Origin of the sequence: Streptomyces sp. NRRL S-350 (assembly GCF_000719705.1) — a bacterium.
Lineage (GTDB): Bacteria > Actinomycetota > Actinomycetes > Streptomycetales > Streptomycetaceae > Kitasatospora.
This window is the reverse complement of sequence record NZ_JOHO01000006.1, coordinates 158,080-181,528: the sequence shown is the minus strand read 5'-3', so window position 1 is coordinate 181,528 and position 23,449 is coordinate 158,080. Positions and strand designations below refer to the sequence as shown.

The 23,449-nt window shown below is 74.4% G+C and carries 21 protein-coding genes; 9 read left to right on the top strand and 12 right to left on the bottom strand.

All coding sequences use genetic code 11. From position 1 onward, the window contains the following. Nucleotides 1-146 precede the first annotated feature (146 nt). On the top strand, nucleotides 147-2,108 hold the full coding sequence (locus tag IF30_RS0108680) for a cholesterol oxidase substrate-binding domain-containing protein (RefSeq protein WP_078891232.1): 1,962 nt from the start codon (nucleotides 147-149) through the stop codon (nucleotides 2,106-2,108). A gap of 22 nt (nucleotides 2,109-2,130) precedes the next feature. On the opposite strand, the gene IF30_RS0108675 is transcribed toward IF30_RS0108680, so the two are convergent. After that, nucleotides 2,131-2,814, bottom strand: coding sequence for an XRE family transcriptional regulator (locus tag IF30_RS0108675; RefSeq protein WP_324605629.1), 684 nt, complete (start codon nucleotides 2,812-2,814; stop codon nucleotides 2,131-2,133). Nucleotides 2,815-2,983: 169 nt separating this feature from the next. On the opposite strand from IF30_RS0108675, the gene IF30_RS0108670 reads away from it, so the two are divergent. Both IF30_RS0108670 and IF30_RS0108665 read left to right on the top strand, forming a co-directional pair. After that, nucleotides 2,984-3,814: an AzlC family ABC transporter permease gene (locus tag IF30_RS0108670; protein WP_078891243.1), complete on the top strand. Its 831-nt coding sequence runs from the start codon at nucleotides 2,984-2,986 to the stop codon at nucleotides 3,812-3,814. Then, the gene (locus IF30_RS0108665; RefSeq protein ID WP_030234341.1) at nucleotides 3,814-4,122 is read left to right on the top strand and encodes an AzlD domain-containing protein; all 309 of its coding nucleotides are present in this window, start codon (nucleotides 3,814-3,816) and stop codon (nucleotides 4,120-4,122) included. The genes IF30_RS0108670 and IF30_RS0108665 overlap by 1 nt, the downstream gene beginning before the upstream one ends. 14 nt (nucleotides 4,123-4,136) lie before the next feature. Here IF30_RS0108665 and IF30_RS0108660 read toward each other — a convergent pair whose 3' ends face one another. Continuing rightward, on the bottom strand, nucleotides 4,137-4,766 hold the full coding sequence (locus tag IF30_RS0108660; protein WP_078891230.1) for a GNAT family N-acetyltransferase: 630 nt from the start codon (nucleotides 4,764-4,766) through the stop codon (nucleotides 4,137-4,139). Nucleotides 4,767-4,931: 165 nt separating this feature from the next. Here IF30_RS0108660 and IF30_RS0108655 point away from each other — a divergent pair, with 165 nt between their 5' ends. The 6 genes from IF30_RS0108655 (at nucleotide 4,932) to IF30_RS41150 (ending at nucleotide 11,253) form a co-directional block, all read left to right on the top strand. Beyond that, nucleotides 4,932-6,119: an acyl-CoA dehydrogenase family protein gene (locus IF30_RS0108655; protein ID WP_030234337.1), complete on the top strand. Its 1,188-nt coding sequence runs from the start codon at nucleotides 4,932-4,934 to the stop codon at nucleotides 6,117-6,119. Nucleotides 6,120-6,194: 75 nt separating this feature from the next. Next, nucleotides 6,195-6,569 carry a hypothetical protein gene (locus tag IF30_RS0108650; RefSeq protein WP_030234336.1) on the top strand — a complete coding sequence of 125 codons (375 nt, stop codon included), beginning with the start codon at nucleotides 6,195-6,197 and terminating at the stop codon, nucleotides 6,567-6,569. Next, the gene (locus IF30_RS0108645; RefSeq protein ID WP_420791129.1) at nucleotides 6,566-7,387 is read left to right on the top strand and encodes an ATP-grasp domain-containing protein; all 822 of its coding nucleotides are present in this window, start codon (nucleotides 6,566-6,568) and stop codon (nucleotides 7,385-7,387) included. Before IF30_RS0108650 ends, IF30_RS0108645 begins: the two co-directional genes overlap by 4 nt. Before the next feature lie 254 nt (nucleotides 7,388-7,641). Next, entirely contained in the window at nucleotides 7,642-8,538 is an 897-nt protein-coding gene (locus IF30_RS0108640) for an alkaline phosphatase family protein (protein ID WP_051709515.1), read from the top strand. Between the two features lie 524 nt (nucleotides 8,539-9,062). Beyond that, the gene (locus tag IF30_RS0108635; protein WP_030234333.1) at nucleotides 9,063-9,545 is read left to right on the top strand and encodes a hypothetical protein; all 483 of its coding nucleotides are present in this window, start codon (nucleotides 9,063-9,065) and stop codon (nucleotides 9,543-9,545) included. Between the two features lie 376 nt (nucleotides 9,546-9,921). Further along, nucleotides 9,922-11,253 carry a multidrug effflux MFS transporter gene (locus IF30_RS41150; protein ID WP_063752546.1) on the top strand — a complete coding sequence of 444 codons (1,332 nt, stop codon included), beginning with the start codon at nucleotides 9,922-9,924 and terminating at the stop codon, nucleotides 11,251-11,253. A gap of 151 nt (nucleotides 11,254-11,404) precedes the next feature. Here the strand turns inward: IF30_RS41150 and IF30_RS0108625 are convergent, their stop codons facing one another. From IF30_RS0108625 to IF30_RS0108585, 10 genes are all read right to left on the bottom strand, one after another. Next, complete coding sequence (locus IF30_RS0108625) at nucleotides 11,405-13,147, bottom strand: glycosyl hydrolase family 18 protein (RefSeq protein ID WP_037899309.1); 1,743 nt, start codon at nucleotides 13,145-13,147, stop codon at nucleotides 11,405-11,407. 604 nt (nucleotides 13,148-13,751) lie between these two features. After that, nucleotides 13,752-14,345, bottom strand: coding sequence for a hypothetical protein (locus IF30_RS48575; protein ID WP_199807840.1), 594 nt, complete (start codon nucleotides 14,343-14,345; stop codon nucleotides 13,752-13,754). A 179-nt stretch (nucleotides 14,346-14,524) separates the two neighbouring features. Then, nucleotides 14,525-15,466: an ABC transporter substrate-binding protein gene (locus tag IF30_RS0108615; RefSeq protein WP_030234320.1), complete on the bottom strand. Its 942-nt coding sequence runs from the start codon at nucleotides 15,464-15,466 to the stop codon at nucleotides 14,525-14,527. A 142-nt stretch (nucleotides 15,467-15,608) separates the two neighbouring features. Beyond that, nucleotides 15,609-16,286: an ABC transporter permease gene (locus IF30_RS0108610; RefSeq protein WP_030234317.1), complete on the bottom strand. Its 678-nt coding sequence runs from the start codon at nucleotides 16,284-16,286 to the stop codon at nucleotides 15,609-15,611. Then, nucleotides 16,283-16,951 carry an ABC transporter permease gene (locus tag IF30_RS0108605; RefSeq protein ID WP_030234316.1) on the bottom strand — a complete coding sequence of 223 codons (669 nt, stop codon included), beginning with the start codon at nucleotides 16,949-16,951 and terminating at the stop codon, nucleotides 16,283-16,285. The genes IF30_RS0108610 and IF30_RS0108605 overlap by 4 nt, the downstream gene beginning before the upstream one ends. After that, on the bottom strand, nucleotides 16,941-18,086 hold the full coding sequence (locus IF30_RS0108600) for an ABC transporter ATP-binding protein (RefSeq protein WP_078891229.1): 1,146 nt from the start codon (nucleotides 18,084-18,086) through the stop codon (nucleotides 16,941-16,943). Before IF30_RS0108600 ends, IF30_RS0108605 begins: the two co-directional genes overlap by 11 nt. Nucleotides 18,087-18,373: 287 nt before the next feature. Further along, nucleotides 18,374-18,760: a rhodanese-like domain-containing protein gene (locus IF30_RS0108595; RefSeq protein ID WP_030234311.1), complete on the bottom strand. Its 387-nt coding sequence runs from the start codon at nucleotides 18,758-18,760 to the stop codon at nucleotides 18,374-18,376. Further along, nucleotides 18,754-19,479 (bottom strand): cysteine dioxygenase, encoded by a 726-nt coding sequence (locus tag IF30_RS44980; RefSeq protein ID WP_078891228.1) that lies wholly within the window; start codon nucleotides 19,477-19,479, stop codon nucleotides 18,754-18,756. Before IF30_RS44980 ends, IF30_RS0108595 begins: the two co-directional genes overlap by 7 nt. Before the next feature lie 200 nt (nucleotides 19,480-19,679). After that, nucleotides 19,680-19,757: a putative leader peptide gene (locus IF30_RS50765; protein ID WP_107054354.1), complete on the bottom strand. Its 78-nt coding sequence runs from the start codon at nucleotides 19,755-19,757 to the stop codon at nucleotides 19,680-19,682. A 112-nt stretch (nucleotides 19,758-19,869) separates the two neighbouring features. Continuing rightward, nucleotides 19,870-23,085: a hypothetical protein gene (locus IF30_RS0108585; RefSeq protein ID WP_051709510.1), complete on the bottom strand. Its 3,216-nt coding sequence runs from the start codon at nucleotides 23,083-23,085 to the stop codon at nucleotides 19,870-19,872. Between the last annotated feature and the right edge of the window lie 364 nt (nucleotides 23,086-23,449).

Sequence of the window (23,449 nt, the reverse complement as noted above, 5' to 3'; positions counted from 1 at the left end):
GATACTCACTCGAAGGAGTGAGTCGCGGGGGAGATCGCTTCAAACCGGCGTACGGCCCTTCGTACGCTCCTCCCGGGCCGGGCGCACGCCGGCCGGACCCGCAGGGCCGCAGTTCGGCCCGGGGGACCAGCGCGAGGGGCGGACGGATGACCACACGACGCGGCGTGACCGGTAGCACCGGCGGGACGGACAGGCCCGGCGAGGCGGGGCCGACGGAGGCAGCGCAGGACGGCGCTCCGCGTCGGGGCGGCGGGCTCACCCGGCGGCGGCTGCTCGGCGCGTCGGCCGCGCTGGGCGGCGCGGCCTGGGTGCTGCGCGGCACCGTCGGCCCGGACAGCGCCGAGGCCGCCGCGCCCGTGCCGCCCGCCCTGCCCGCCGGGACGGAGCTCTACCAGCGGGTCTTCCAGAACTGGTCCGGCGAGATCCGCACCGACCAGCTGTGGACCTGTGCGCCCCGCACCCCCGAGGAGGTCCCGGCCCTCGCCGACTGGGCGCACGCCAACGGCTGGCGCCTGCGCGCCTCCGGCTACCGGCACACCTGGGCGCCGCTGACCGTCGCCGACCGTACCCCGGAGGACGCCCGCGTCCTGCTGGTGGACACCAGCCGCCACCTCACCGCCATCACCGCCGACTCGCCCGACACCGTCCGGGTGCAGACCGGGGCCACCATGGAGGCCCTGCTCGCCCACCTGGCCGACCGGGGCCTCGGCCTGACCGCCTGCCCGGCTCCGGGAGAGCTCACCGTCGGCGGCGTGCTCGCCATCGGCGGGCACGGCACCGCCGTCCCCGCCGCCGGGGAGGTGCGGCCCGACGGGCAGGGCTACGGCTCGGTCGGCAACCAGGTCGTCCGGCTGACCGCCGTCGTCCTCGACCCCGCCGCCGGCCGGTACGCGCTGCGCACCTTCGACCGCGCCGAGGCGGACAGCGCCGCCTTCCTGGTGCACCTGGGCCGTGCCTTCGTCACCGAGGTGGTCCTTCGGGCGGGCGCCGACCGGCCGCTGCGCTGCGTCAGCCGGCTCGACATCCCGGCGAGCGAACTCTTCGCCCGCCCCGGCGGGACGGGCGCAGGCGCAGGGACGGGGGCGGAGACGGGCGGTGGGCTGCTCGGGGGACTGCTGGGCGGTGGGGGTGGTCCGCGCACCTTCGCCGAGTTCGTGGAGCGGGACGGCCGGGCCGAGGCGATCTGGTTCGCCTACACCGACCGACCCTGGCTCAAGACCTGGGCCGTCGCCCCGACCAAGCCGGTCGGCTCCCTGACCGTCGAACACCCCTACAACTACCCGTTCTCCGACAGTGTCCCGGAGCCGGTCGCCCGGCTGGCCGGCCAAATCATCGGCGGTGCCTGGGGATCAGCCCCGCTCTTCGGGCAACTCCAGTACCTGGTGGCCAAGGTGGCGCTCACCGGCGACCTCACGGACGTCCTGCTCTCCGGCGCACTGCTCCGGGGACTGCTCAGCGGTGACGTGCTCACGCACCTGCTCGCGGGCGGCCTGCGCTCCGACCTCTGGGGCCCGTCACGCACCCTGCTCCAGTACGTCCGGCCCACCACGCTGCGGGTCACCGCCAACGGCTACGCGGTCCTCGCCCGGCGCGCCGATCTGCAGTGGGTGGTCAGCGAATTCGCCGCTTACTACCAGGAGTTGCTCGCCGCGTACCAGGCCCGGGGCGAGTACCCGGTGAACGGCGCGGTGGAGATCCGGGTCACCGGCCTGGACGACCCGGCCCACTCCGGCGTCCCCGGGGCCCGCCCCCCGCTGCTGTCCGCGCTGCGCCCGCGCGCCGACCGCCCGGAGTGGGACACGGCGGTCTGGTTCGACGTCCTCTCCTTCCCCGGCACCCCCGGACTGGAGCGATTCGCCCGGGACTTGGAGCAGTGGCTGCTGCGCACCTTCGACGGCACCCGGGCGGGGCTGCGCGTCGAGTGGTCCAAGGGCTGGGCCTACACCGCCGACGCGGCGTGGGCCGACCCGGAAGTGCTCGGCCGGGTCATTCCCGAGAGCCTGCGGGCAGGCGGCGGGCCCGGCTGGGACGAGGCGGTCGCCGTCCTGGACCGGTACGACCCGCACCGGGTGTTCGGAAACCCCTTCCTGGACGCCCTGTTGAGGTGAATCCACCTCGCCTGTCGGTGCGTCAGATGTGCTCCATCACGATCACTGCCAGGGTGTCCGGGGCAAGGGCGCGGAACACGTGCGGGGCGTCGCCCGGGTAGCTCACGTAGTCGCCGGGGCCCAGTTCGACGGGGGCGTCCGTCGGTCCGGCCAGCGCCCGCCCGGAGCCGATCATCACGTGTTCGACGGTGCCGGGCATGTGCGGGTCGGAGGCCCTCGTCTCGCCGGGCTGGGCCTCGATCCGGTAGATGTCGCGCCTGGCGTTGGGCGGGCAGGAGGAGAGCACGGTGGCGGCGTAGTCGGCGCGCTCGGAGTGGGTCACCGGGCCCTCGCCGGCCCGGATCACCTTGACCACCGGGCGGGGCGGGTCGACCAGCCGGCTGAACGGCACGTTCAGCGCCACCCCGAGCGCCCACAGCGTCTCCACGCTCGGGTTGCCGGCGCCCGACTCCAGTTGCGAGAGCGTGGACTTGGCGATGCCGGCGCGCCGGGCCAACTCGGCCATCGAGAGTCCGCTGCGCTCGCGCTCGCGTCGGATGGCGACGGCGATCTGGCCGATCAGCTCGGTGCCGGAGCCACTGGGGTTGCCGGCGCCGCCAAGGGCACCGACGTCGGCGGCGCTGCCGCCGGCGCCGATGGTGCCGCCGGCACCGGTCGGGCTGGGGGTGGCGGCCGGGGTGGTCTGGTCGCTCATGTCGCCGCTCACGCTTTCCTCTGGCTCCTTCTCCGGCCGCCGGACCTCGGTGCGGCTGGTGCCCGTTCATGCTGCCACGGCCGACCGGCTCGCAGGAGGCGCCCGGGCAGGTGAACGTTCGGTCTGCCGGTACCTTCGTTCGACTTGACGAACCACGGGTGAGCGGTTCACTCTGATGAACATGCGTTCGCTACCCCGAACACTGGAGCGCGCCACTCTCCGCGACATCGCTCTGGTCTGCCTGGCCGACGCCCTCGTCGGCGCTTCCTTCGGCGCCGTCAGCGTCTCCGGCGGTCTGCCCCTCTGGGTGCCGATCGCGCTCTCCGTCCTCGTCTTCGCCGGCGGCTCCCAGTTCGCGGCGGTCGGCGTGGTGCTGTCCGGCGGCGGGGCGCTCGCGGCCGTCGCCACCGGACTGGTGCTCAACGCCCGGCTGCTGCCCTTCGGCTTCACCGTGGCCGACGTCCTCGACGGCCCGAGGTGGCGGCGACTGGTCGGCGCTCAGCTGATCACCGACGAAACCGCCGCCTTCGCCCTCCAGCAGGGCGAGCCGCGTCGGCGCAGGGCCGCCTTCTGGCTCTGCGGAATCGCGCTGTACGTGGTCTGGAACGTCTCGGTGCTGCTCGGCGCCCTCGCGGGCGGCCTCATCGGCGACACGGACGCCCTGGGCCTGGACGCCGCCTTCCCCGCCGTGCTGCTCGCGCTCGTACTGCCCTCGCTCGCGGACCGCCACGCCCGCACGGCGGCGGTGGTGGGCGCGGTGGTGGCCGTCGCGGTCACGCCGTTCGTGCCGGCCGGGCTGCCGGTGCTGTTCGCCCTCGTGGGCCTGCTCTTCGCCGGGCGCCCGGCGGGCGGGGCGGAGGCGGTGGACGGGGCGCGTCCGTCGGAGGCGGCGGAGGCGGCGGAGGCGGCGGAGGCGGAGAAGGCGGCGAAGTCGGCGAAGTCGGCGGAACCGGCGGAGTCGGAGAGGTCGACGGAGCCCGCGAAGTCAGCGCAGAGAGAGCAGGTCCGATGATGCCGCCGTACGCCGTGCTGCTGCTGGCGGTCGGGACGTTCGCCTTCCGGGTCGCCGGGCCGCTGCTCGGCGGCCGGCTCACCCTCTCGGACCGGCTGCGGCACCTGCTCGCGGTCGCGGCGGCGGTGCTGCTGGTCGCCCTGGTGGCGACGGGCGCGCTGACCCAGGGGCACGGCTTCGCGGGCTGGGCCCGCCCGGCGGGAGTGCTGGTCGCGGGGGTGCTCGCGCTGCGCCGGGCGCCGTTCCCCCTGGTGGTCGTCGCGGGCGCCGCGACGACGGCGGTGCTCCGGTTGTGCGGGGTCGGGTGAGCTCGGTGCTCCCGTCAGCCGTCCAGCGTCTTGAAGAAGATCGTCGTCGGCTTCGGGGCTCCCGTCGGGTCCGTCGCGTAGTCCGGGACCGACCCGACCCTGGTCCAGCCCGCCGCCTCGTACATCCGCTCGGCCGGGCTGCCCGTCTCGGTGTCCAACACCAGGAGCCGCAGCCCCAGTTCGCGTGCCCGGTCCTCCAAGGCCGCCAGCATCCGCCCGGCCAGCCGGTGCCCTCGGTCCGCCGGACGCACCATGAGCTTGGCCACCTCGCCCCGGTGCCGACCGTTGGCGGGCACCGCCGGGCGCAGCTGCACCGTTCCGGCCAGCCGGCCGTCCGCCCCCGCCCGGGCCGTCCACAGCAGCAGCCGGCCGTCGGCGACGTCCGGGCCGAGCGCCCGCCACCACGCGGTGGCCTCGCCGTGGTCCAGCGGGGCGAGGAAGCCCAGTGAGGCGCCGCCGTGGACGGTCTCCACCAGCAGCCCGGCCAGTTCCTCTGCCGCGCCGGGCAGTTCCTCCGCCGTCACCAGGGCGACGGTGTAACCGTTCCCGCCGCTGCCGGTCCTGCCGGTCCTGCCGGTCCTGCCGGTCCTGCCGCCGCCGGTCCCGTCCACGCCGGTCCCGGTCCCGGCCCCGAAGCCACCCATGTCGCTTTCCTCACTCACTCGTGCCCGCCCACCGCCAGGCCGCGTGCGGGATACTCGCCGGTGCTCCGACACTCCACCGACTCCCCGACTCCCCGCTCCCCGACTCCACCGACCCCGCTGGTTCCCCCGAGTCCCCCGACTCCGCCGAGACTACAAGGAGCTTCGATGACGAAGCCGACCCGGATCGACCCGTCCGACCTGCTCGCCGTCGGCGACCTCCTCTCCGACGAGGAGCGGCTGATCCGCGACACCGTCCGCCGGTTCACCGAGGAGCGGATCCGCCCGCACATCGGTGACTGGTTCGAGCGCGGCGTCTTCCCGGCCCGCGAACTCGCCCCGGAACTCGGCGCCCTCGGCGTGCTCGGCATGCACCTCGACGGCTACGGCTGCGCGGGCGCCGACGCGGTGGCGTACGGGGTGGCCTGCATGGAGCTGGAAGCGGCGGACTCCGGACTGCGCAGCTTCGTCTCCGTCCAGGGCTCGCTCGCCATGCGTTCGATCCACGCCTTCGGTTCGGAGGAGCAGAAGCAGCGCTGGTTGCCCGGCATGGCCGCCGGTGAGCTGATCGGCTGCTTCGGCCTCACCGAACCGGACTTCGGCTCGGATCCGGCCAACATGCGCACCCGGGCGGTCCGGAAGGGCGGCGAGGCCGGTGACTGGGTGCTGTCCGGCAGCAAGATGTGGATCACCAACGGCAGCATCGCCGACGTCGCGGTCGTCTGGGCGCAGACCGAGGAGGGCGTCCGCGGTTTCCTGGTCGAGCGCGGCACCCGCGGCCTGACCGCCACCGACGTGCACGGCAAGCTCTCGCTCCGGGCCTCCGTCACCAGCGAGCTGGCCTTCGACGACGTGGTCCTGCCCGCCGACGCCGTCCTCCCCGGGGTGGTCGGCCTGCGCGGGCCGCTCTCCTCCCTCAACGAGGCCCGCTACGGAATCCTGTGGGGCACCGTCGGGGCCGCCCGCGACTGCTACACCGCGGCCCTGGACTACGCCAAGAGCCGGATCCAGTTCGACCGTCCGATCGCGGGCTTCCAGCTGACCCAGCAGAAGCTGGTCGAGATGATGCTGGAGGTCGAGAAGGCCTACCTGGTGGCGCTGCGGATCGGTCGGCTCAAGGAGGAGGGCGCGGCCCGGCCGCCCCACGTCAGCTTCGGCAAGCTCAACAACGTCCGTGCCGCGCTGGAGATCGCCCGCAGCGCGCGGACCGTCCTCGGCGCCAACGGCATCACCACGGAGTACCCGGTGCTGCGGCACGCCAACAACCTGGAGTCGGTGCTCACCTACGAGGGCACCAGCGAGATCCACACCCTGGTCCTCGGTGAGGCCATCACCGGCGAGTCGGCGTACCGCTGACGGGCCGTCCGACCCCCGGCGAGCAGCCGATATCCGGTAGCCGGGCCGGCCGCGGCCCGGCTACCGTCCTCGCTCATGAACAGCACGCCCGCCCCGACGCCCTCGACGACCACCCTCTGGCGCCCCACCGGCCCGGAGGAGCTGGCCCTGGTCGAGGCCGCCGGCTGGCGTGCCTGGCCGCCCCGCCTGCCCGATCAGCCGATCTTCTACCCCGTCCTGAACGAGGACTACGCGATCCGGATCGCCCGGGACTGGAACGTGCCCGCCTCCGGCGTCGGCTACGTCACCCGCTTCAAGGTCGAGACCGACTTCCTCGCCCGCTACCCCGTCCGGCAGGCCGGCGGCCGGACCATCCTCGAACTCTGGGTGCCCGCAGACGAGTTGGCCGAGTTCAACCGGCACATCGTCGGCCGCATCGAGGTCGTCCACGAGTTCCGGCCCCAGTCGTGACGCGTCCGGCCGCGGCGGCGCGCACGGCGCCCGGGACCGACCGCGTCCTGCTCACCTCCGCCCAGCGGACCAGCACCACCCTGCTGCTCGCCGAGGCCGCCGCCCGGCGCGGCCTCGTCACCGCCGTCCTCGACGGTCCGGGGACGGTCGGACGCCTCGCCGGGCGGCCCGTCCACTGGTACGGCGGCCCACTCGCCGCCGCCCGGATCGCCGGGCCGCTGGGTCTCGCCCTGCTCGAACCCGACGACGACTGGCTGGCCCGCCTCCCCGAGGAGTTCACCCGCCGCCGGATCGAGCTCACCACCCTCGCGGAGGCGTGGACACTGCGTCACCCGGCGTTCGTCAAGCCGCCCGCCGACAAGTCGCTGCCACCCGCCGTCTACCCGGACGGCTCCCGGCTGCCGCGCACCGGCGAGCGGATCGGCCCGGACACGCCCGTCCTGGTCAGCGAGCCGGTGACCTTCGCCGCCGAGTACCGGCTGTTCGTCCGCGACGGGGAGGTGCTCACCGGCAGCCGCTACGCCCGCTTCGGCCGGCTCGACCCCGCGCCGCCGACCGCCGCCGCCACCGCCTTCGCCCGCCGCCTGCTCGCCGCCGTCGGCGACACCCTGCCCAGCGCCGTCGCCCTGGACGTCGGCCCGATCGCCGACCCGTACGACCCGGCCGAGCACTGGGCCGTGGTCGAGGCCAATCTGCCGTGGTTCGCGCACAGCTACGCCGCCGACCCGGACCGCGTCCTGGACGTGGTGCTGCGCGCCGCCGGACCGGCCGCCGAGTTGGCGGAGGCCGACCGCCGGTTCGTTCGCACGGCGGTGTGACGCCCCGCGCGACGGCGGTGCGGACGCCTCGCGTGACGGCGGTGCGGACGCCTCGCGGACGGCGGCGTGATGCCCCGCGCGAGGCCCGGTCGACAACCGTCTCGGCACCCGGGCCGCGCCCGCCCGACACCCGGCGGACACCCGCCGTTCGACAGTGCGACGCCGACTGGTGCGGCGGCCGGTGGAGCATGGCGCGGTCGGCCGCGCCCCCGGCGGGGGCGGCCCGACCGTGCGCACAACCGAAGGGAAACCCCATGTCCGCTGCCCAGTGGCCCCGCCCCCGCGTGCTCGTCGTCGGAATCGACGGCGTCCGCCACGACTACCTGGCGCAGGTGCCGATGCCGCGCCTCCAGGACGTCGCCGAGGCGGGGTTCCTGGTGCCGGTCACCGTGGCGGACACCACGCCCACCATGTCCGGACCGTGCTGGGCCACCATCGTCACCGGGGTCGAGCCCGCCAAGCACGGCGTCTGGGGCAACCACCTGGGCGGCAACCGGCTCGACGTGTTCCCTGACTTCGCCACCCGCCTCAACCGCGGCGACCGCCGCCGCACCTTCGTCGCGGCCGGCTGGGATCCCCTGATGATCAGCGAGTCCGGCGGCCCGCTCTTCCGCGCCCCCGGCCGACTCTCCTACGTCGCCCCGGCCGAGGACACCCCCGAGGCGTGGGAGGCCGTGGACGAGGAAGTCACCCGCGAGGCCGTCCACGTCCTCGCCACCGCGGACCCGGAGGCCTCCTTCGTCTACCTCGGCGCCGTCGACGAGACCGCCCACTTCCTCGGCTGCGGCGACGAGTACCGGGCCGCCATGCGCACCGCCGACGAGCGCCTGGGCCGCCTCCTGGACGCCGTCCGCGGCCGCGCCACGTACGCCGAGGAGCAGTGGACCGTCATCGTCGTCACCGACCACGGCCACGTCGACGCCGGCGGTCACGGCGGCCGCACGGTGGAGGAGCGGACCGCCTGGGTCGCCTGCGCCGGGCACGGCATCCCGGCGGGGCCGCCCGCCGGCGAGATCCGGCACCCGGACGTCGCCGCCCAGGTGTACGCCTCCCTGCTGCGCCCGATCGACCCGCACTGGACCCTCGACGGCCGGCCCTTCCCGGTCGCCCGCGTCGACGGCGCTCCCCGCCCGGTGCCCGCGAAGGTCTGACGGGGCGGCCCGAGGGGTGGTCGGAGCGCTCGGCGGAGGGGCTCGGCGGAGGGGGCCGGCCGGACGCGGCTCGGAGGCGCTGGGCCGAGGGCTGGTCCGATCGGCGGAGCAGGGTGACCGCGACCCGGCCGCCCGATGCCCTCGGGTGCAGCACCCCGGGCTGCGGCGGAGCCGCGCCTGAGCGAGGCTCGACCGGGGCCCGGGCCGCGCTCGACCCGGATGCGCCGACCCGTGCGGGGCTCGGGGCCTGCGGAGCCTCAGGGCCTGCCGGCCTCAGGGCCTTCGGAGCCTCAGGGCATCTGCCGAAAGGCGTACGCCGGAAGGTGGAGACCGTACCCCGTGGGTCGGAGACCGGATCACGACTTGGTGGTGACGCTTCGCCGGTCCGCCGCGGGCCACGATGGTTACCCGGACGGTGGACCCCGCCGCCCGGACAGGCAGCGTCACGAGGGCCACGCTCATCGGCCCGGCCCACCGGCCGGACGAACCGGCCACGGACACGGACACGGAGAGGGCAGTCGGGCATGAAGAGCATCGTGAGCAAGGTCGCGCTGGGAGTCGCGGGCACCGGCATGGCCGTCGCCGTGGCGGTCGTGGCGATCGGCCCGCGTGCGTCCGACTGGTACGCCGAGCGCCACCAGGAGCAGACCGCGTACGAAACCGGCACCCAGGCCAAGGCCGACCGCCGCTCGGTGCCCGCCTGGCTCCCCGACAACGCCTCCGGTGTCAAGTACCTGATGTCCACCACGGGCGACGACCGCCTGCTGCGCGCCACCCTCCCGGAGGGGCGGCTGCCCGCCGGCTGCACCGCCGGTCTGCCGGGCAAGTCGGCGCACCAGGTGCCGGAGTCGCTGAAGGCCGGCTGGTTCCCGGAGAACGTCGCGACCAAGGCCAGCGGCACCTGCGGGCACTACAACGTGGCCCTGACCGGGAACCAGCTCTACGCGTGGCAGGACGGCGCGGCGGTGCAGGCGGCGCTTCGCGCCGAACGCGTCGCCAAGCACTGACCCGGGTGCCCTGCCGAGCGGTCCGGTCGGGCGGCCCGGGCGGGGCGCACTGTCCGGGCATCAGCCTTCCGATCAGGGAACGAAAACGGCCCCCGAGCGGCCCGCCGAGCACCGGAAGGTGCGGGCGGGCCGCCGTCGTGTATGTGCCGCGAGGAGCCGCAGAGCACCCCGGGGGCATCGGCACACGGCGGCACAGGGTGCAACCGTGCAGCGGCACAGCGGCACAGCGGCACAGCGGCACAGCGGCACAGCGCGCATCGGCACAGCGGCGCACCGGCGCGCGGAACACGGCGCACCCCCTGCTGTCGGAACCGGACCGGGCTGCGATAGGACGGAACGCGCACGAACCCGACGCCACCCGTCCGTAAGGAGCGCCATGCCCGGCCCGACCGTCGGCCCCGCCGACGACACGTCGACCGCTGCCGCCACCCCACCCCACACCGGCCGGACCGGCCCCGGCCGGGCCACGATCGCCGTCCTCGGCGGCCTCACCGCGCTCGGACCTCTCACCACCGACCTCTACCTTCCGGGCCTGCCCGCGATCGCCGACGACCTGGCCGCCGAACCGGCCGCCGTCCAACTCACCCTCACCTTCTCGATGTTCGGCGTGGCGGCCGGGCAACTGCTCTTCGGACCGCTCAGCGATCGCTTCGGGCGCCGCCCGCCCCTGCTCGTGGGGCTCGCCGTCTACACCCTGTCCAGCGTGCTGTGCGTCCTCGCGCCGAACCTTCCGGTGCTGATCGCCGCCCGCTTCGTCCAGGGCGCGGCCGGCTCCGCCGGGCTGGTCATCGGGCGCGCCGTCGCCCGGGACCGCTTCCAGGGCGTCGCGATGCTGCGGTTCCTCGCCTCGATCGCCCTGATATCGGGCCTGGCGCCGATCCTCGCCCCGATCATCGGCGCTCAGCTGATGCGGTTCACCTCGTGGCGCGGCACTTTCGGCGCGCTGACGGCGCTCGGACTGCTGCTCACCCTGGCTGCGTTCGGAGCGCTGCGCGAGTCGCTGCCCGCGCGGGCCCGGCGCGGCGGCGGGGTGGGGGCCACCCTGCGGACGATGGGGCGGTTGCTGCGCGACCTGCCGTTCCTCGGGCTTGCGCTGACCAGCTCGCTCGCCTTCGGGGCGCTGTTCGGTTACATCAGCGGGTCGTCGACCGTGCTCCAGCACGTGTACCAGGTCTCGCCGCAGACCTACAGCCTGCTGTTCGGGCTGAACTCGGTGGCGATCGTGGTCATGACGCAGCTGAACGGACGCGTGCTGGCACCGCGCTTCACGCCTCGGGCGCTGATGCTGGGTGGGCTCGCGGCGGCGGTCGTCGCCGGGGTGGCGCTGGTGCTGCTGACGACGGTGTGGGACTTCGGTCTGGCCGGGTTCTGCCCGCCGCTGTTCGTGATGATGGGCAGCCTGGGGGTGATCCTGCCGAACACCGCGGCGCAGGCGCTCAGCCTGGTCGAGCCGCAGGTGGCGGGCACGGCGTCGGCCCTGCTCGGGACGAGCAACTTCCTGGCCGGAGCGTTGGTCGCGCCGCTGAGCAGCCTCGGTGGGCGGCCGTCCGCGGTGCTGCTGGCGCTGGTGGTCCTGGCCTGCACGGTGTCGGCGGCGACGGCGTACCTGGTGCTGTGCCGACCGGGGCGGGTGACGCCAACCGCTGACGGCGGGCGCGCCGGTCATCAGCCGGCAGGAGACGGGCGTCGGGTGACGGGCGACAGATAGCACCTGACAGCCGACAGCCGACAGCCGGCAGGTAACGGGTAACAGGTAACAGATGACGGATGACAGCTGACAGACGATGAAATCTGTCAGCTGTCATCCGTTCGTTCGTCATATGTCAGGCGTTACCGGACGCTTCCCGGTCTGCCCTGGCTCAGGCGATCGAGAAGTCGTCCCCGTACACGTTGCCCTGGCCGTACCAGCCGTGCAGGTACACGGTGACGGTGCCCGAGGCGCCGGTGGTGAAGGGGACGGACAACTTCGTCCAGCCGGCGGAGTTGGCCCAGGAGCTGGCGGTGGCACCGCCGCTGACGCCGACGTAGGCGTAGTTGCCCTGCACCCAACCACTCAGTGTGTAGCTGGTGTTGGGCTTCAGTGTCACGGTCTGGGAGCACTCGCCGGTCTGGCTCGCGGTGGCGGCGGCCTGCAGCGCGTGCGCGCCGGAGTGCACCGGGGTGGCGACCACGGCGCCGCCGCTCTGGCAGGTCCACGGGGCCGGACTGCCGCTCTCCAGACCGCCGTTGACCAGCCCGGTCGTCCCGCCCGTCCCGGTGACGGTCAGCGCGTAGGTCGCGGTGTGGGTGCCGGAAGGTGCGGTGGCGGTCACGGTCAGCGGGTAGGTGCCGGCCGCCGCGGCGGCGGTGGTGGTGATGTTGAGCGTGGCGCCGCTGCCGGCGGTGACGCTGCCGGGGGTGACGGTCGCGGTGACCCCGGCCGGGGCGCCGCTGACGGTGAGGTTGACGCTTTGCGCCGAACCGGCCGTCACGGCCGTCGCGATACTGGCGGACGCGGCCGAACCGGCTGCGACCGTACCGGAGTTCGGGTTGACGGCCACCGAGAAGTCGTTGCTCACCGTCGAGCCGCTGGTGAACGGCGCGAAGATGTGGGTGAAGTCCCAGGTGTTCTGGGTGATTCCGGAGCAGGAGTCGCTTCCGGCCGTGCCCGGGCAGCCCCCGTTGTCGCGCTGGAGTGCCCAGAAGGAGAGGGTGTTGATGCCCTTGGAGACGGCCCAGTTGTACACGGTGGTGGCGTTGGCCACGGTGAAGGTCTCGGCCGCGCCGTAGTCGTCGATGCCGAGCATCTCGGTGATCCCGATCGAACCCCACAGCTGGGCGGGGGACTTGCTCGGGTACAGCTTGGCGAGCTGGTTGTAGAGGCCCTGCGCGGAGGTCTGGGTGTCAGCCGCCATGTCGTGGCCGGCGCCGTCGTAGTAGTCGAAGGTCATCATGTTGACGACGTCGATCCGCGCGTTGTTGCTGACCGCGTTCCGCAGCACCGCGAGGCCGTTGTCGGCCAGTCCACTGGTGGTGGTGGGCAGCGTGTAGGAGAACTGGATGCTCCGGCCCTTGGTGGCGGCCCAGTCCTGCACGAGCTTGATCGCCTTGTTGCGGCGGTCGATCCCGGCGGTGTTGGTCAGCGAGTTGTCCTCGATGTCGAGGTCGATCCGACTGATGTCGTAGGTCGTGATGACGTTCTCGAAGGCGGCCGCGATCTGGTTGACGTCGGTGCAGCTGTCGGCCAGCTCGGTGCCGGTGTTGTCGGCGGTGTAGCCGCCGAACGACGGGATCACGTCCCCGCCGTTGGCGCGGATGGTGGCGATGTCGGCGCCGAAGGTCGAGGAGGCGACCGGCATCGACGAGTCCCCGTTCCAGTACGGGGTGCACGAGCCCTTGGTGGCGGCCTGCAGGAACGCCATGGTGAGGTGCTTGGCACCGGACTGCGCGGCCAGCGCGGCCGGGCTCTGGCCGGTCCACGCCTCGAAGTAGGGGGCGAAGACCCGGTTGGGGAGCGGAGTGGCGGCCTGGGCGGAGCTCGTCCCGGTGGCTACCAGGCCGGCCGAGGCGGCCAGCGTGACGCAGGCCGTCAGCGCGGCCTGGATCGTTCTGCGAAGGCGCATGGATTCTCCAACAGACTTGGTGGGGCAGGACGTTGGGGAGATTTCGGTGGCCTGGGCCGCGGCGGTCGTGTGGGGTCGACCGGGCGGTCCTGGTCCGAGGTGTCGGGATCGGGTGGAGCGCGGTGGGGCGGGGGTGGAGATCGGGGCGGGCGGAACCCCACCGACTCGCGTGGACGCGGGCGGCGGTGCGCGTGCACGCGCCGTACGGAGCGGGGGTGGGGCGGGTCAGGGCAGGGCGGTGCCTCAGCCGCCGGTGGTCACACCCCCACAGTGCATCCCGGTCGGATCGACATGCCTATGTTTGGACTAGACCACTTGTCTGTCAAGAGACCTAACAGTTCGTCGGCATACGGGCCGCGAATGGGAAGGGAGTGGATCGGCGGTCGGGGCAAGGCAGTTGCCGGGGCCGGGGCGGCCGGGAGCCGCGTGGGCCGGGAGGTGAGTCACCCGGGAGTCGAGTCACCCGGGAGCCGCGTCGGCCGGGGCGGGACCGTCCGGAGGCCGGACGGTCCGGAAAGCAGAAAGGCCGTGGCCGCGCGCCCGACGGGGGCGGCGGCCACGGCTGCCCGGAGTCCAGGACGCCGGGCGTTCGGGGTGTCGTGGGTCAGTGCGGCGCCGGGCAGAGTGTGGCGCGCAGCGCGTCGTTGATCTTGGCGGCGGTGTCCGCCCCGAAGCCCTGTGGGTGGTCGGGCGTGGTGAAGCGCTGGTTGGCCAGCTCGACCAGCTTCCCCGCGTCCTTGGGGAACTGGTACATCGACTGGCACTGGTTGCGCGCCCGGTCCACGGCCTGGTCGGGCTTGCCGCCGACGATCGCCGGGTCGATCGCGTCCAGCGCGGCGACCAGCTTTGCGGTGACGTCGGCGGCCGGCTTGGCGGGCAGTCCGGCGTCGGCGGGCGGCGCGGGCTTGGCCGGCGCGGGGGCGCCCGAGGCGCCGCCGTCGGGCGCGGGCGGGCTCGTGGTGCCGCCGGGCGCGGGGGCGGCCGGGGTGGCCGCGCCGGGCGCGGGGGCCGACGGCGTCGAGGCCGCGTCCGGGGCCGCATCGGTGGGCGCGGCGGAGGTCGCGGTGGTCGAGGCGGCGGTGGTGGGGGAGCCGGCCGCGGAGGTCGCCTTGCCCGAGCTCGATCCGGAGCTGGAGCAGGCAGCGAGGCTCACCGCGGCGAGTGCCGTGAGGGTGGCGGCGAGGAGTCGAGTGCGCATGGCGCCCACCCTGTCATGTGCGCGGCGCGGAAGGGAAGGTCCTTCGGGAGGGCGGCCGGAGCGGTGCCCGCTCGCCCGGGCAGGGCCTCGTACAGGGCCCCCGGACGGGCGTCGGGCCGGGCCTCGGGACGGGCGGACGGCGGACACCCGTCCGCCCGTCCGCCCGTCCGTGCCGGGGATCAGCCGAGACCGTTGGACTTCAGCCAGTCCTTGGCCACCGCCGACGGGTCCTCCTTGTCGACCGCGACCCGCTTCATCAGCGCCGTCAGCCCCGCCGTGTCGAGCTTGGCCGACACCGCGTTGAGCGCCGCGGTCGCCGTGGCGTCCACGCCCGCCTTGTTGACCAGCGGGGTGACGTTCTGCGCACCGAAGACGTTCTTCGGGTCGCTCAGCGGGACGAGCTTGTACTGGACGATCTTCGGGTCGGTGGTGAACACGTTGCCGACCTGGACGCTGCCGTCCTTGATCGCGTTCGCGGTGGTGTCGGCAGTGGGCTTCCACTCCTTGAAGGTCAGCCCGTAGGCGTCCTTGAGCTGCTGCTCGCGGCGGGACTTGAACTCCGGCGGGCCGCCGATGGTGAACTCGCCGGCCTTGGCGGCCAGGTCCGAGATGCTCTTGAGGTTGTCCTTGTCCGCGACCTCCTGGCTGACGCTGAGCGAGTCCTTGTCCTCGGCGGGGGAGGAGTCGAGGATCCCGAGGGCCGCGGGCAGGGCCTTGGCGAGCGCCGCGTTCACGTCCTGCGTGGTGACGGCGGTGGACTTGGCGTCCAGGTAGGCGAGCAGCGCGCCGTTGTACTCGGGCAGGACGGTCAGGTTGCCGCTCTGCAGCTGCCCGTAGAGCACCTCGCGGCTGCCGATGTTGAACTTCTCCTCGACCTTGACGCCCTTGGCCTTGAGTGCCTGTGAGTAGATCGAGCCGAGCAGGACGTTCTCCGGGAAGTTCGCGGAGCCGACGACCACCGTCGAGCCGGCGCCTCCGCCCGAGCCGCCGGAGCCGCCCGCTGACGAGGAGGCGCTCGAACCCCCGCCGAGCGGGTCGCCGCCGGAGGAGCCGCAGGCGGTGGCGCCGAGGGCGAGCACGGCGAGCGTTCCGAGGGCGACGGCGCGTCGGCTGGGCTTCATTGTCGACATGGTGACAGATGTCCTTCCGGAGGGAATGGGAGAGGGCTTTCAGCGAGCGGTTCAGCAGGAAGTTCGGCAGGCGGCGCCGCAGAGCGTGCGGCAGCACGTTCGACAGCACATCCGGCAGGGCGTTCGGGGCCGTTCAGCGGTCCTGGCGCTGGGCACGCACCCCGGGCGGGAGCGCGAACCGGGCGAGGAGGGAGAAGAACAGCTGGGCGGCGACCGCGAGCAGCACCACCAGCAGCGCGCCGCCCACCGTCACGGCGTACCGGCGGGTCGCCAGGCCGTCGATGACGTAGCGGCCGAGGCCGCCGAGCCCGACGTAGGCGGCCACCGTCGCGGTCGCGATCACCTGGACGGTCGCGGTGCGGAAGCCCGCCAGCATGGTCGGCGCGGCCGACGGCAGGCAGACCTGCCACAGCACCTGCGGGTGGGTCAGCCCGATCCCCCGGGCGGCGTCCCGGACGTCCGGATCGGTGCCGCGCACCCCCTCGACGGCGGCCACCAGCAGCGGCGGCGCGGCGAGCGCGACCAGCGGGATCAGCACGGCCGTGTCGCCGACCCCGGCGAGCAGCACCGCCAGCGTCACCAGGCCGAGAGTGGGCAGGGCGCGGGCGGCACCGGCGAGCGCGGTCACCACGGTGACGCCGCGCCCGGTGTAGCCGATCAGCAGCCCGAGCGGGACGGCGATCAGTGCCGCGAACAGCAGGGCCTCGCCCGAGAGCAGCAGGTGCTCGGTGACCCGGTGCACGATCGCGTCGGAGCCGCTGCGGTGGTCCGGGGCGGTGAAGAAGTCGCCCAGCCAGTTCAGCCAGTTCACGAACCCGCCCCCTTCTCCCGGACGGCCCAGGGCGCCAGCAGCCGCCGGGCGCCCACCAGCACCAGGTCGACGGCCAGCGCCAGGACGGCGATCAGCACGATGCCGGCCAGGATCGGCGTCGGGAAGGTCCGCTGGAAACCGTCGATGAACAGGTAGCCGAGCCCGCCGCGGCCGACCAGCGCGCCGACGCTGGCCAGCGAGATGCTGGACACCGCGGCGACCCGGAGGCCGGCGATCAGGTACGGGACGGCAGCGGGCAGTTCGACCGACGTCAGCCGGTGCCACGGCCCGTACCCCATCGCGGTGGCGGCCTGCCGGACGGCGTCCGGGACGGCGCGCAGCCCGTCCACGGTGGTCGGCAGCAGGACGGCGAGGGCGTAGAAGGTGAGCGGGATCATCACCGTCGCCTGGGTGGCGAGCCCGGTGTAGGGGATGAGCACGACGAACACGGCCAGCGAGGGCAGCGCGTAGACGATGTTGAAGACGGCGGACAGCGGCTGGTAGAGCCGGGGGAAGCGGGTGCAGGCCAGACCGAGCGGGATGGCCAGCAGCAGTCCGATGAGCACGGGGACGAGGGCGATCACGGCGTGGTCGGCGAGCAGGTGGCCGAGGTAGCCGAGGTGGTCGCCGATCCAGTACCAGCGGACGATCGGTTCATCGTCCACCGTCGGCTCCGTCCGCCCCGACTGCTCTGCCCGCGTCGTCCGCCCCGTCCGTGTCGGCGCCGACCTGGCCGGTTCCGGCGGCGGCGCTCGCGCGACCGCCGGCCTCGGGCCGGAGCGCCGCCAGGACGGCCTCGCGGCTCGCCGTGCCGGTGGCGCGGCCGTCGGCGTCCAGCGCGACCGCGACCCCGGAGGCGGAGAGGACGGCGGCGTCCAACGCGGTGCGCAGGGTGTCGACGTCGGGCCGGAAGCCGGTGGCCGGGTGCAGCTCGGCGGAGACCGCGTCGCGGTCGATCCAGCCGATCGGGCGGCGCTCGTCGTCCAGCGCCAACTCCCACCCGCCGTACGTGAGTCCGTCGCTCACCGGGCGAAGTGCCACGGCGCGGGCGGGACGCAGGCCGAGGCCGCGCAGTCCCCGGTCGCGGCCGAGGAAGGCGGCCACGCCGTCGTCGGCGGGGGTGGTGAGCAGGGTGTGCGGGTCGGCCAGCTGGGCGACCCGGCCGTGCTCGCGCAGCACCACCACCTGGTCGCCGAGCCGGACGGCCTCCTCGATGTCATGGGTGACGAACAGCACTGTCTTGTGCAGCTCGGACTGCAGCCGCAGCAGCTCCTCCTGGAGTCCCGCGCGCACCACCGGGTCGACGGCGCTGAACGGCTCGTCCATCAGCAACACCGGTGGATCGGCGGCCAGCGCGCGCGCCACGCCGACCCGCTGCTGCTGGCCGCCGGACAGCTGGAACGGGTACCGCTTGGCGGTCTCGGGCGCGAGGCCGACCAGTTCGAGCAGTTCGGCGGCCCGGGCGCGGGCCTTCTTGCGGTCCCAGCCGAGCAGGTAGGGGACGGTGGCGATGTTGTCGATCACCTTGCGGTGCGGAAAGAGTCCGGCCTGCTGGATCACGTAGCCGATGCCGCGCCGGAGCTTGGCGGGCTCCAGCTTCGCGACGTCGGCGCCGTCCAGCAGCACCCGGCCCGAGGTGGGCTCGACCATCCGGTTGACCATGCGCAGCAGGGTGGTCTTGCCGCAGCCGGACGGTCCGACCAGGACGGTTATCCGGCCGGTCGGGACCTCAAGGTCCAGGCCCTCGACGGCGACGGTCCCGTCGGGGTGGCGCTTTCCGGCGCCCTCGAATCTGATCACGGGGTGTTTCCTCGTCAGGGCGCCCCGCGGAGGCGGCGCCTGTGTCGGTCGGTCGTTCGGTTGATGGCGGTTCGGGGCAAGCGCTGGTGCGGGTTGTGGTGGCGCCTGTCGTACCAGCCGCCCGGGCGTTCTTCCGCCCGCCTGGCTGCCCAGGTTCGGACCTGCGGAAACTCTGATCAGACTATGACCTGCATCATCTCCTGTCTCTGATTTACCGCTCGGCGCGTGCCGGGGGCCCGCCCGCCGCGGGAGTGCGCCCGGCCTGCGCCTGCTGCGCGGCCCCTGCCTCAGCCGCCCTGACGGGTCGGCAGCCCGGCGGCCGCCCAGCCGACGAAGCCGCCGTCCAGGTCGGTCGCCCGGTGCAGGCCCAGCTCCCGGAGCGAGGCGGCCGCCAGGCTGGAGGCGTAGCCCTCGGAGCAGACCACGACCACCTCGACGTCGTAGCCCGAGGCCTCGGGGATCCGGTGACTGCCCGTAGGGTCGAGCCGCCACTCCAGCACGTTGCGCTCGATGACCAGCGCGCCGGGGATCTCGCCCTCGGCGGCCCGCTGCGCCGCCGGGCGGATGTCCACCAGCAGCGCTCCGTCCAGCTGGGCCTGGTACGCCTCCCGAGCACGTGGGCGGTGGACGCCCTCGCGGGCCCGCTCCACCAGGTCGTCGATCGTGGTCACCATTGCTCCGGTCCTTCCTCCGAGGTGGGGACGAGCCCTCCGGCCCGCAGGTCGTAGTGCGCCATCGAGTCCAGCGGCGGCGAGTAGGCGTGCAGGGTGACGGCGGGGCCGGACCCGGTGTTCCGCACATCGTGCACGTACTCGGGGCCGAAGGCGCGGGCGGTGCCGGCCTGGATCCGACGGATCAGCAGGCCTTGGTCGGGACCGCCGAGGGACAGCTCCTCCAGCTCCCCGAGCGCCACGGCGAAGGCGCCGCGGGAGCCGCCGTGGTCGTGGAAGCCGGTGGACTGGCCGGGCAGCCAGCTGATCAGCCACACCTCGTGGTCGTCCTCGGCCACCAGGCGCCGGTACCAGCGCTCGTCGGTGGACAGGCGGACGAGGTGGATCCACCGTTCGGGCCGCTCGGCCAGCTCGCGGACCACGGTCCGCAGGGCGCTGGGCGTGAGCGGGGCGTGGGCTTCCCGGGTGCGGGCTTTCCCCGCGGCCTCGGCCGCCTGTTCTGCCTCGGCCGCCTGTTCTGCCTCGGCCGCCCGTTCGGCCTCGGTAGTCCCGGCCGTCTCTGCCGCCTCCGCTGCCCCGATGGTGGTCGGGGCGGCCCGGGCGACTTCCGTGGTCCGGGCGGTGGGGTCGGCGGGGCAGGTGGGGTCGGCCTGGGTGGTGTGGGCGGTCGAGTCGGGCGTCGGGGCCTCGGAGGCGAGGTCCAGGCTCGTGTTCAGACTCATCAAGGCGTCCTCGGGTGCGGCGGGAACGTCGGCAGGGTGGGCCCCGGCTCCGGTGGCGGTGAGCGGGCGCTCGGCCGACGGAACGGCCCGGCGCGCACGGATGCGCCGGTGCGGGGGCGGGAGGTCAGAACTGCGGGTGCGGGTGCGCGGCGCGGGCCCTGGCAGGATTCACAGGGCGGGAGCGGCGGGGGAGTGCAAGGTCAACAGGCACAGATGGAACTCGCCTGGCGTCGCAGATCGACGTGCAGGCGGCAGACCAGAGTGGCGCCGGATTCCATGCGCCGGATCCTTCCCGAGCGAACCGGACGAAGTCAAGCCGGGCCGGCGGCCAGTCGAGGTCCGTACCCGGTGCGGGGGCGCCCGTCGGCGACACCGCGAACGACCGGCCGGCTACCCGTCGGCCTGACGGCGCGGAGCCGGGGGAGCGGCGGCGGACGGCCCCGAGGCGGTACCGCCGGGCGGCTGCGCCGGCAGCGGCGGGGGCACCGGTGCGGCGGCGCCCGCGGCCGCGGTGCCTTCCGGGGGCGCGGTGCCTTCCGCGGCCGCGGTGCCTTCCCCGACCGAGGAGCCTTCCGCGGCCGTAGCGGCAGTGGCCAGGGCCTCCTCGATCAGTGGCCCGGCCTGCTCGCCCAGGTAGCGGCCGAGGGACTGGTAGGCGTCGAACTGCCGGTGGTCGAACCACTGGTCGCTGGTGCCGTCGTTCGGGAAGGCCCGGTTCTCCATCGCGTAGGCGTGCAGCTCGTAGGGCAGGTCGGGGGTGAGCGCCGCGCGGAGGACGATCAGCCGGCCGCGCCGGTCGGACTCGGGCCCGTCGGTCACGTCCGGGTAGCGGATGTCGCCGGTGATCACCGCTCGGGCCGAGAGCCGGGCGGACAGCTGCGCCGCGAGCCCCTGCAACGGTGGTCGGCCGCCGCAGCCGTCGTCCGCTGCGCAGGGCCCCTGCGCAGCGGCGCTGCCGCGGAGCAGCAGTTCCGGCTGGTGCAGCCCGATCTCGACGCCCAGCTCCTCGCGGGCCAGGGTGATCGCGGCGGCCAGGGCCGCGGGGTGGTCGACGTCGCTGCTGGCGTCGATGCAGACCGCCGTGCGCACCCGGTGCCGCAGCAGCTCGACCAGCCCGAGCCGCTCGTAGTGGCCGCCGTCGGTGGTGAGCAGGAACCGGTCGTCGGCCGGGAAGCGGCCGGTCAGTTCCCGCAGCTGGTACGGGAGCCGACGGACTGCGGGCTGCCCGGGGCGGCGCCAGTCGTGGGTGCCGGACCAGTCCGGGCCGAGCACCGCCGGGTTGGGCAGCCACGTGCCGAGGCGTGCGTTGGTGACCGCGAACAGCCCCTGGTAGACGCGGGATTCACGCCCCATGGCGGAGGAGAACGCGGCCCCGGAGACGGCCATCGCGGACTGGACGGTGAGGTCCCGGGCGATGTGCCGCCGGGTGCGCCGCTCCAGCACGTCGGTGCGCGCGTAGCCGACGTCCGGGCCGCCCACGTAGTCGTGCGAGAGCGAGAAGGAGACCGCCCGGCGGCCCGGTGGCGTACGGGAGTTGCCGGACAGGTTGGCCGCCGCGGAGAAGATCACCTGCGGGAAGTCGGGGTGCCGGGCGCCGTAGTGGCTCAGCCAGGTCTGCTCCTGGAAGAACCGGTACGGGCGGGCCGCCGACCGACCGCCCTCGGTGACCCGGCGGACCGCGAACGCCGAGGCCAGCCGCAGGCGGTAGAACGGGTGCAGGCTCATCCAGGTCTGGTCGAGGTTGAGCCCGACCGCGCCGAGCACCAGCGGCAGCAGCACCTGGACGGCCGTCGGCCAGGCGTACCCGGTGGCGACGGCCCAGCCGAGGGCCAGCAGCGCACCCGCCGTCAGCGCCAGCACGGCCGCCCACACCACCGCGTACCGGGGGAGGTCGGCGAGGAGGCTGCCGCCCGGCCGACCGGTGCGGCGCAGCGCACCGCCGATCGCGGCCGCGCCCCGGCCGATCGCCCGGCGGTCGCGCCACAGTATGCCGGGCAGCAGCGCCAGGTAGCTGAGCACGACGGTCAGGCTGAGCCCGGCGCCCGTCAGCCGGGGGCCGGCCGACAGCGCCTGCTGGAGCCGCACCGCCCCCCAGGCCAGCCCCGGGACGGCGAGCACCCCGACGGCCAGCAGGCCGGCCAGCCCGAGCGCGGCGAAGTAGAGGCGGCGGAGCAGTCGCGGCAGCAGGGCGTGCCAGCCGAGCGGGGGGAAGGCCAGCAGCCACAGCAGCCAGCACCCGGCGGCTGCCGCCAGCAGTGTGCCGAGCGCGGCGACCGCGGGTCGGCGGAGCGCCAACGGCCCCGGCGGGGCACCGATCCGGCGCAGGCCGACGGCCGCCAGGTGGCCCAGGTCCGTGAGCGGGACGACGTGGTAGAAGCGGCTGAGCCCGAGGCCGAGCACCAGGACGGCGGCCAGCAGCAGGGTGAGGGCCGACAGCACGCCCCGCAGCAGTGTCCCGAGGGCGACCAGCCACTCGTGGGCGCCGTCGGCGATGTACTTCCCGTGCCGGCGGAGGTGGTCCTCCTCGGGGGAGCCGGGCTCCATCACGGTGTCGGCGGTGAGGCCCGAGACGGCGCGCACCGGGCTGTCGGGTGCGGAGTCGCTGAGCGCGAGCTGCAGCGCGCCGACCGTGTAGCCGCCGCCGGAGACGGAGACCAGGTAGCGGGCCCGCTTCAGCCAGGGCCGCAGAGCCTGGAGTGCGCCGAGTGTGACGCAGGCCGAGCGGATCCCGCCGCCCGAGGCACAGAACCCGAGCCCGCCGGGCTCGCGGCCGGGAGGCACCCGGGAGGCGTCGCGCCAGTGGGCGTGCCGCTCGGGCGCGGGCGCGGCACCCGGCGGGTGCGGGCGCGGCGACCGGCCGGCTCCGGCTGTCGGCGTCCCGTGTCGCGAGGTGGTCGGCCACGGTGGGATCAGCTCCGGTGGATCGGAGGAGCCGCTGGCCGCGGGGGAGCCGGATGTGCCGGCCCGCGACGGCCGGAGCCCGCGTGCCGCCCGGGCGGCGGTGACGACCAGGACGCCCAGCGCGACCGACCCGGCGGGCAGGAGCAGCAGCCACTTGACCGTGGCGAACGCGGTGGCGGCGGCGAAGGGAGCGTCCGAGGCGCCGCCGCTGGAGCCGGCGGGACTGGTGGGGCCCGTGGAGCCGTGGGCGCCGAAGCCGTCGAGTCCGGCGCGCAGCAGTGCGTCCTCGGTGAGGTCGCAGCAGGCGGCGAGCAGTCCCGCGCCGCCGAGCACGAGCGCCAGGGGTCGGGGGCGCGACCGCCCGAGCAGGTACCCGCCGAGCAGCGCGGCGGCCACCAGCGTCAGCGCGTAGCCCCCGGTCAGCCAGACGTCCGCCCGCAGCGCGGCCAGGTAGTCCGAGGCCCGCCCGCCCACCACCGCCTCGGCGGCGGCGCGGGAGCCGGCCAGCTGGAGGGCGACGTCCCGCACGTCGGGCGCCCGACGCTGGAACAGCAGCGCGCCGACGGTGACCGGCAGCAGCGCACCGAGCGCGAGCAGCAGCCCTGCCCAGGCGGGCAGGGCGGGAGGGGCGGGCGGCCGCTCCGCCGGGCCCCCGCCTGCCGCCGGATGCGCCGTACCCGCCGCGTCCTTCGTCACCGCCGTCATCCGTCACCCCCCGTGCGGCCGCTCCGGTCCCCGTGGCCGGCCCACCGAACTCGTCTGGAAACACTGCGGGCTGAGACCGGCAGTGATCTTCGGGCGCGTCCTACCCGGCGATGACCGGCCCCGCACCCGGAACGCCTCGGTTCACTCGAATGAGTAAGGAGGGCACTCACGGGGTAGATGTGCCTTTCATCCCACCCGGGACCTCCCGCGTGTCCGCACGACAAGATCGCCCCAGACGTGTTTCCGCCGACGTATTGTCAGGCCACCGAGGCCCGGCCTACGGTCTAGAGATCGCTTTCTACGCACGTAGACCCATGCGGATCCCCGAGCGGATCCGCGGGTCAGACCCGCCCCGTCAACCCTC

Coding starts and splice junctions, on each gene's coding strand:
- IF30_RS0108585 (WP_051709510.1), bottom strand. CDS start 23,085: ATGACGGCGGTGACGAAGGACGCGGCGGGTACGGCGCATCCGGCGGCA.
- IF30_RS0108635 (WP_030234333.1), top strand. CDS start 9,063: ATGAAGAGCATCGTGAGCAAGGTCGCGCTGGGAGTCGCGGGCACCGGC.
- IF30_RS41150 (WP_063752546.1), top strand. CDS start 9,922: ATGCCCGGCCCGACCGTCGGCCCCGCCGACGACACGTCGACCGCTGCC.
- IF30_RS0108640 (WP_051709515.1), top strand. CDS start 7,642: ATGTCCGCTGCCCAGTGGCCCCGCCCCCGCGTGCTCGTCGTCGGAATC.
- IF30_RS0108680 (WP_078891232.1), top strand. CDS start 147: ATGACCACACGACGCGGCGTGACCGGTAGCACCGGCGGGACGGACAGG.
- IF30_RS0108595 (WP_030234311.1), bottom strand. CDS start 18,760: ATGGTGACCACGATCGACGACCTGGTGGAGCGGGCCCGCGAGGGCGTC.
- IF30_RS0108665 (WP_030234341.1), top strand. CDS start 3,814: ATGCCGCCGTACGCCGTGCTGCTGCTGGCGGTCGGGACGTTCGCCTTC.
- IF30_RS0108670 (WP_078891243.1), top strand. CDS start 2,984: ATGCGTTCGCTACCCCGAACACTGGAGCGCGCCACTCTCCGCGACATC.
- IF30_RS0108655 (WP_030234337.1), top strand. CDS start 4,932: ATGACGAAGCCGACCCGGATCGACCCGTCCGACCTGCTCGCCGTCGGC.
- IF30_RS0108660 (WP_078891230.1), bottom strand. CDS start 4,766: ATGGGTGGCTTCGGGGCCGGGACCGGGACCGGCGTGGACGGGACCGGC.
- IF30_RS0108615 (WP_030234320.1), bottom strand. CDS start 15,466: ATGAAGCCCAGCCGACGCGCCGTCGCCCTCGGAACGCTCGCCGTGCTC.
- IF30_RS44980 (WP_078891228.1), bottom strand. CDS start 19,479: ATGAGTCTGAACACGAGCCTGGACCTCGCCTCCGAGGCCCCGACGCCC.
- IF30_RS48575 (WP_199807840.1), bottom strand. CDS start 14,345: ATGCGCACTCGACTCCTCGCCGCCACCCTCACGGCACTCGCCGCGGTG.
- IF30_RS0108650 (WP_030234336.1), top strand. CDS start 6,195: ATGAACAGCACGCCCGCCCCGACGCCCTCGACGACCACCCTCTGGCGC.
- IF30_RS50765 (WP_107054354.1), bottom strand. CDS start 19,757: ATGGAATCCGGCGCCACTCTGGTCTGCCGCCTGCACGTCGATCTGCGA.
- IF30_RS0108625 (WP_037899309.1), bottom strand. CDS start 13,147: ATGCGCCTTCGCAGAACGATCCAGGCCGCGCTGACGGCCTGCGTCACG.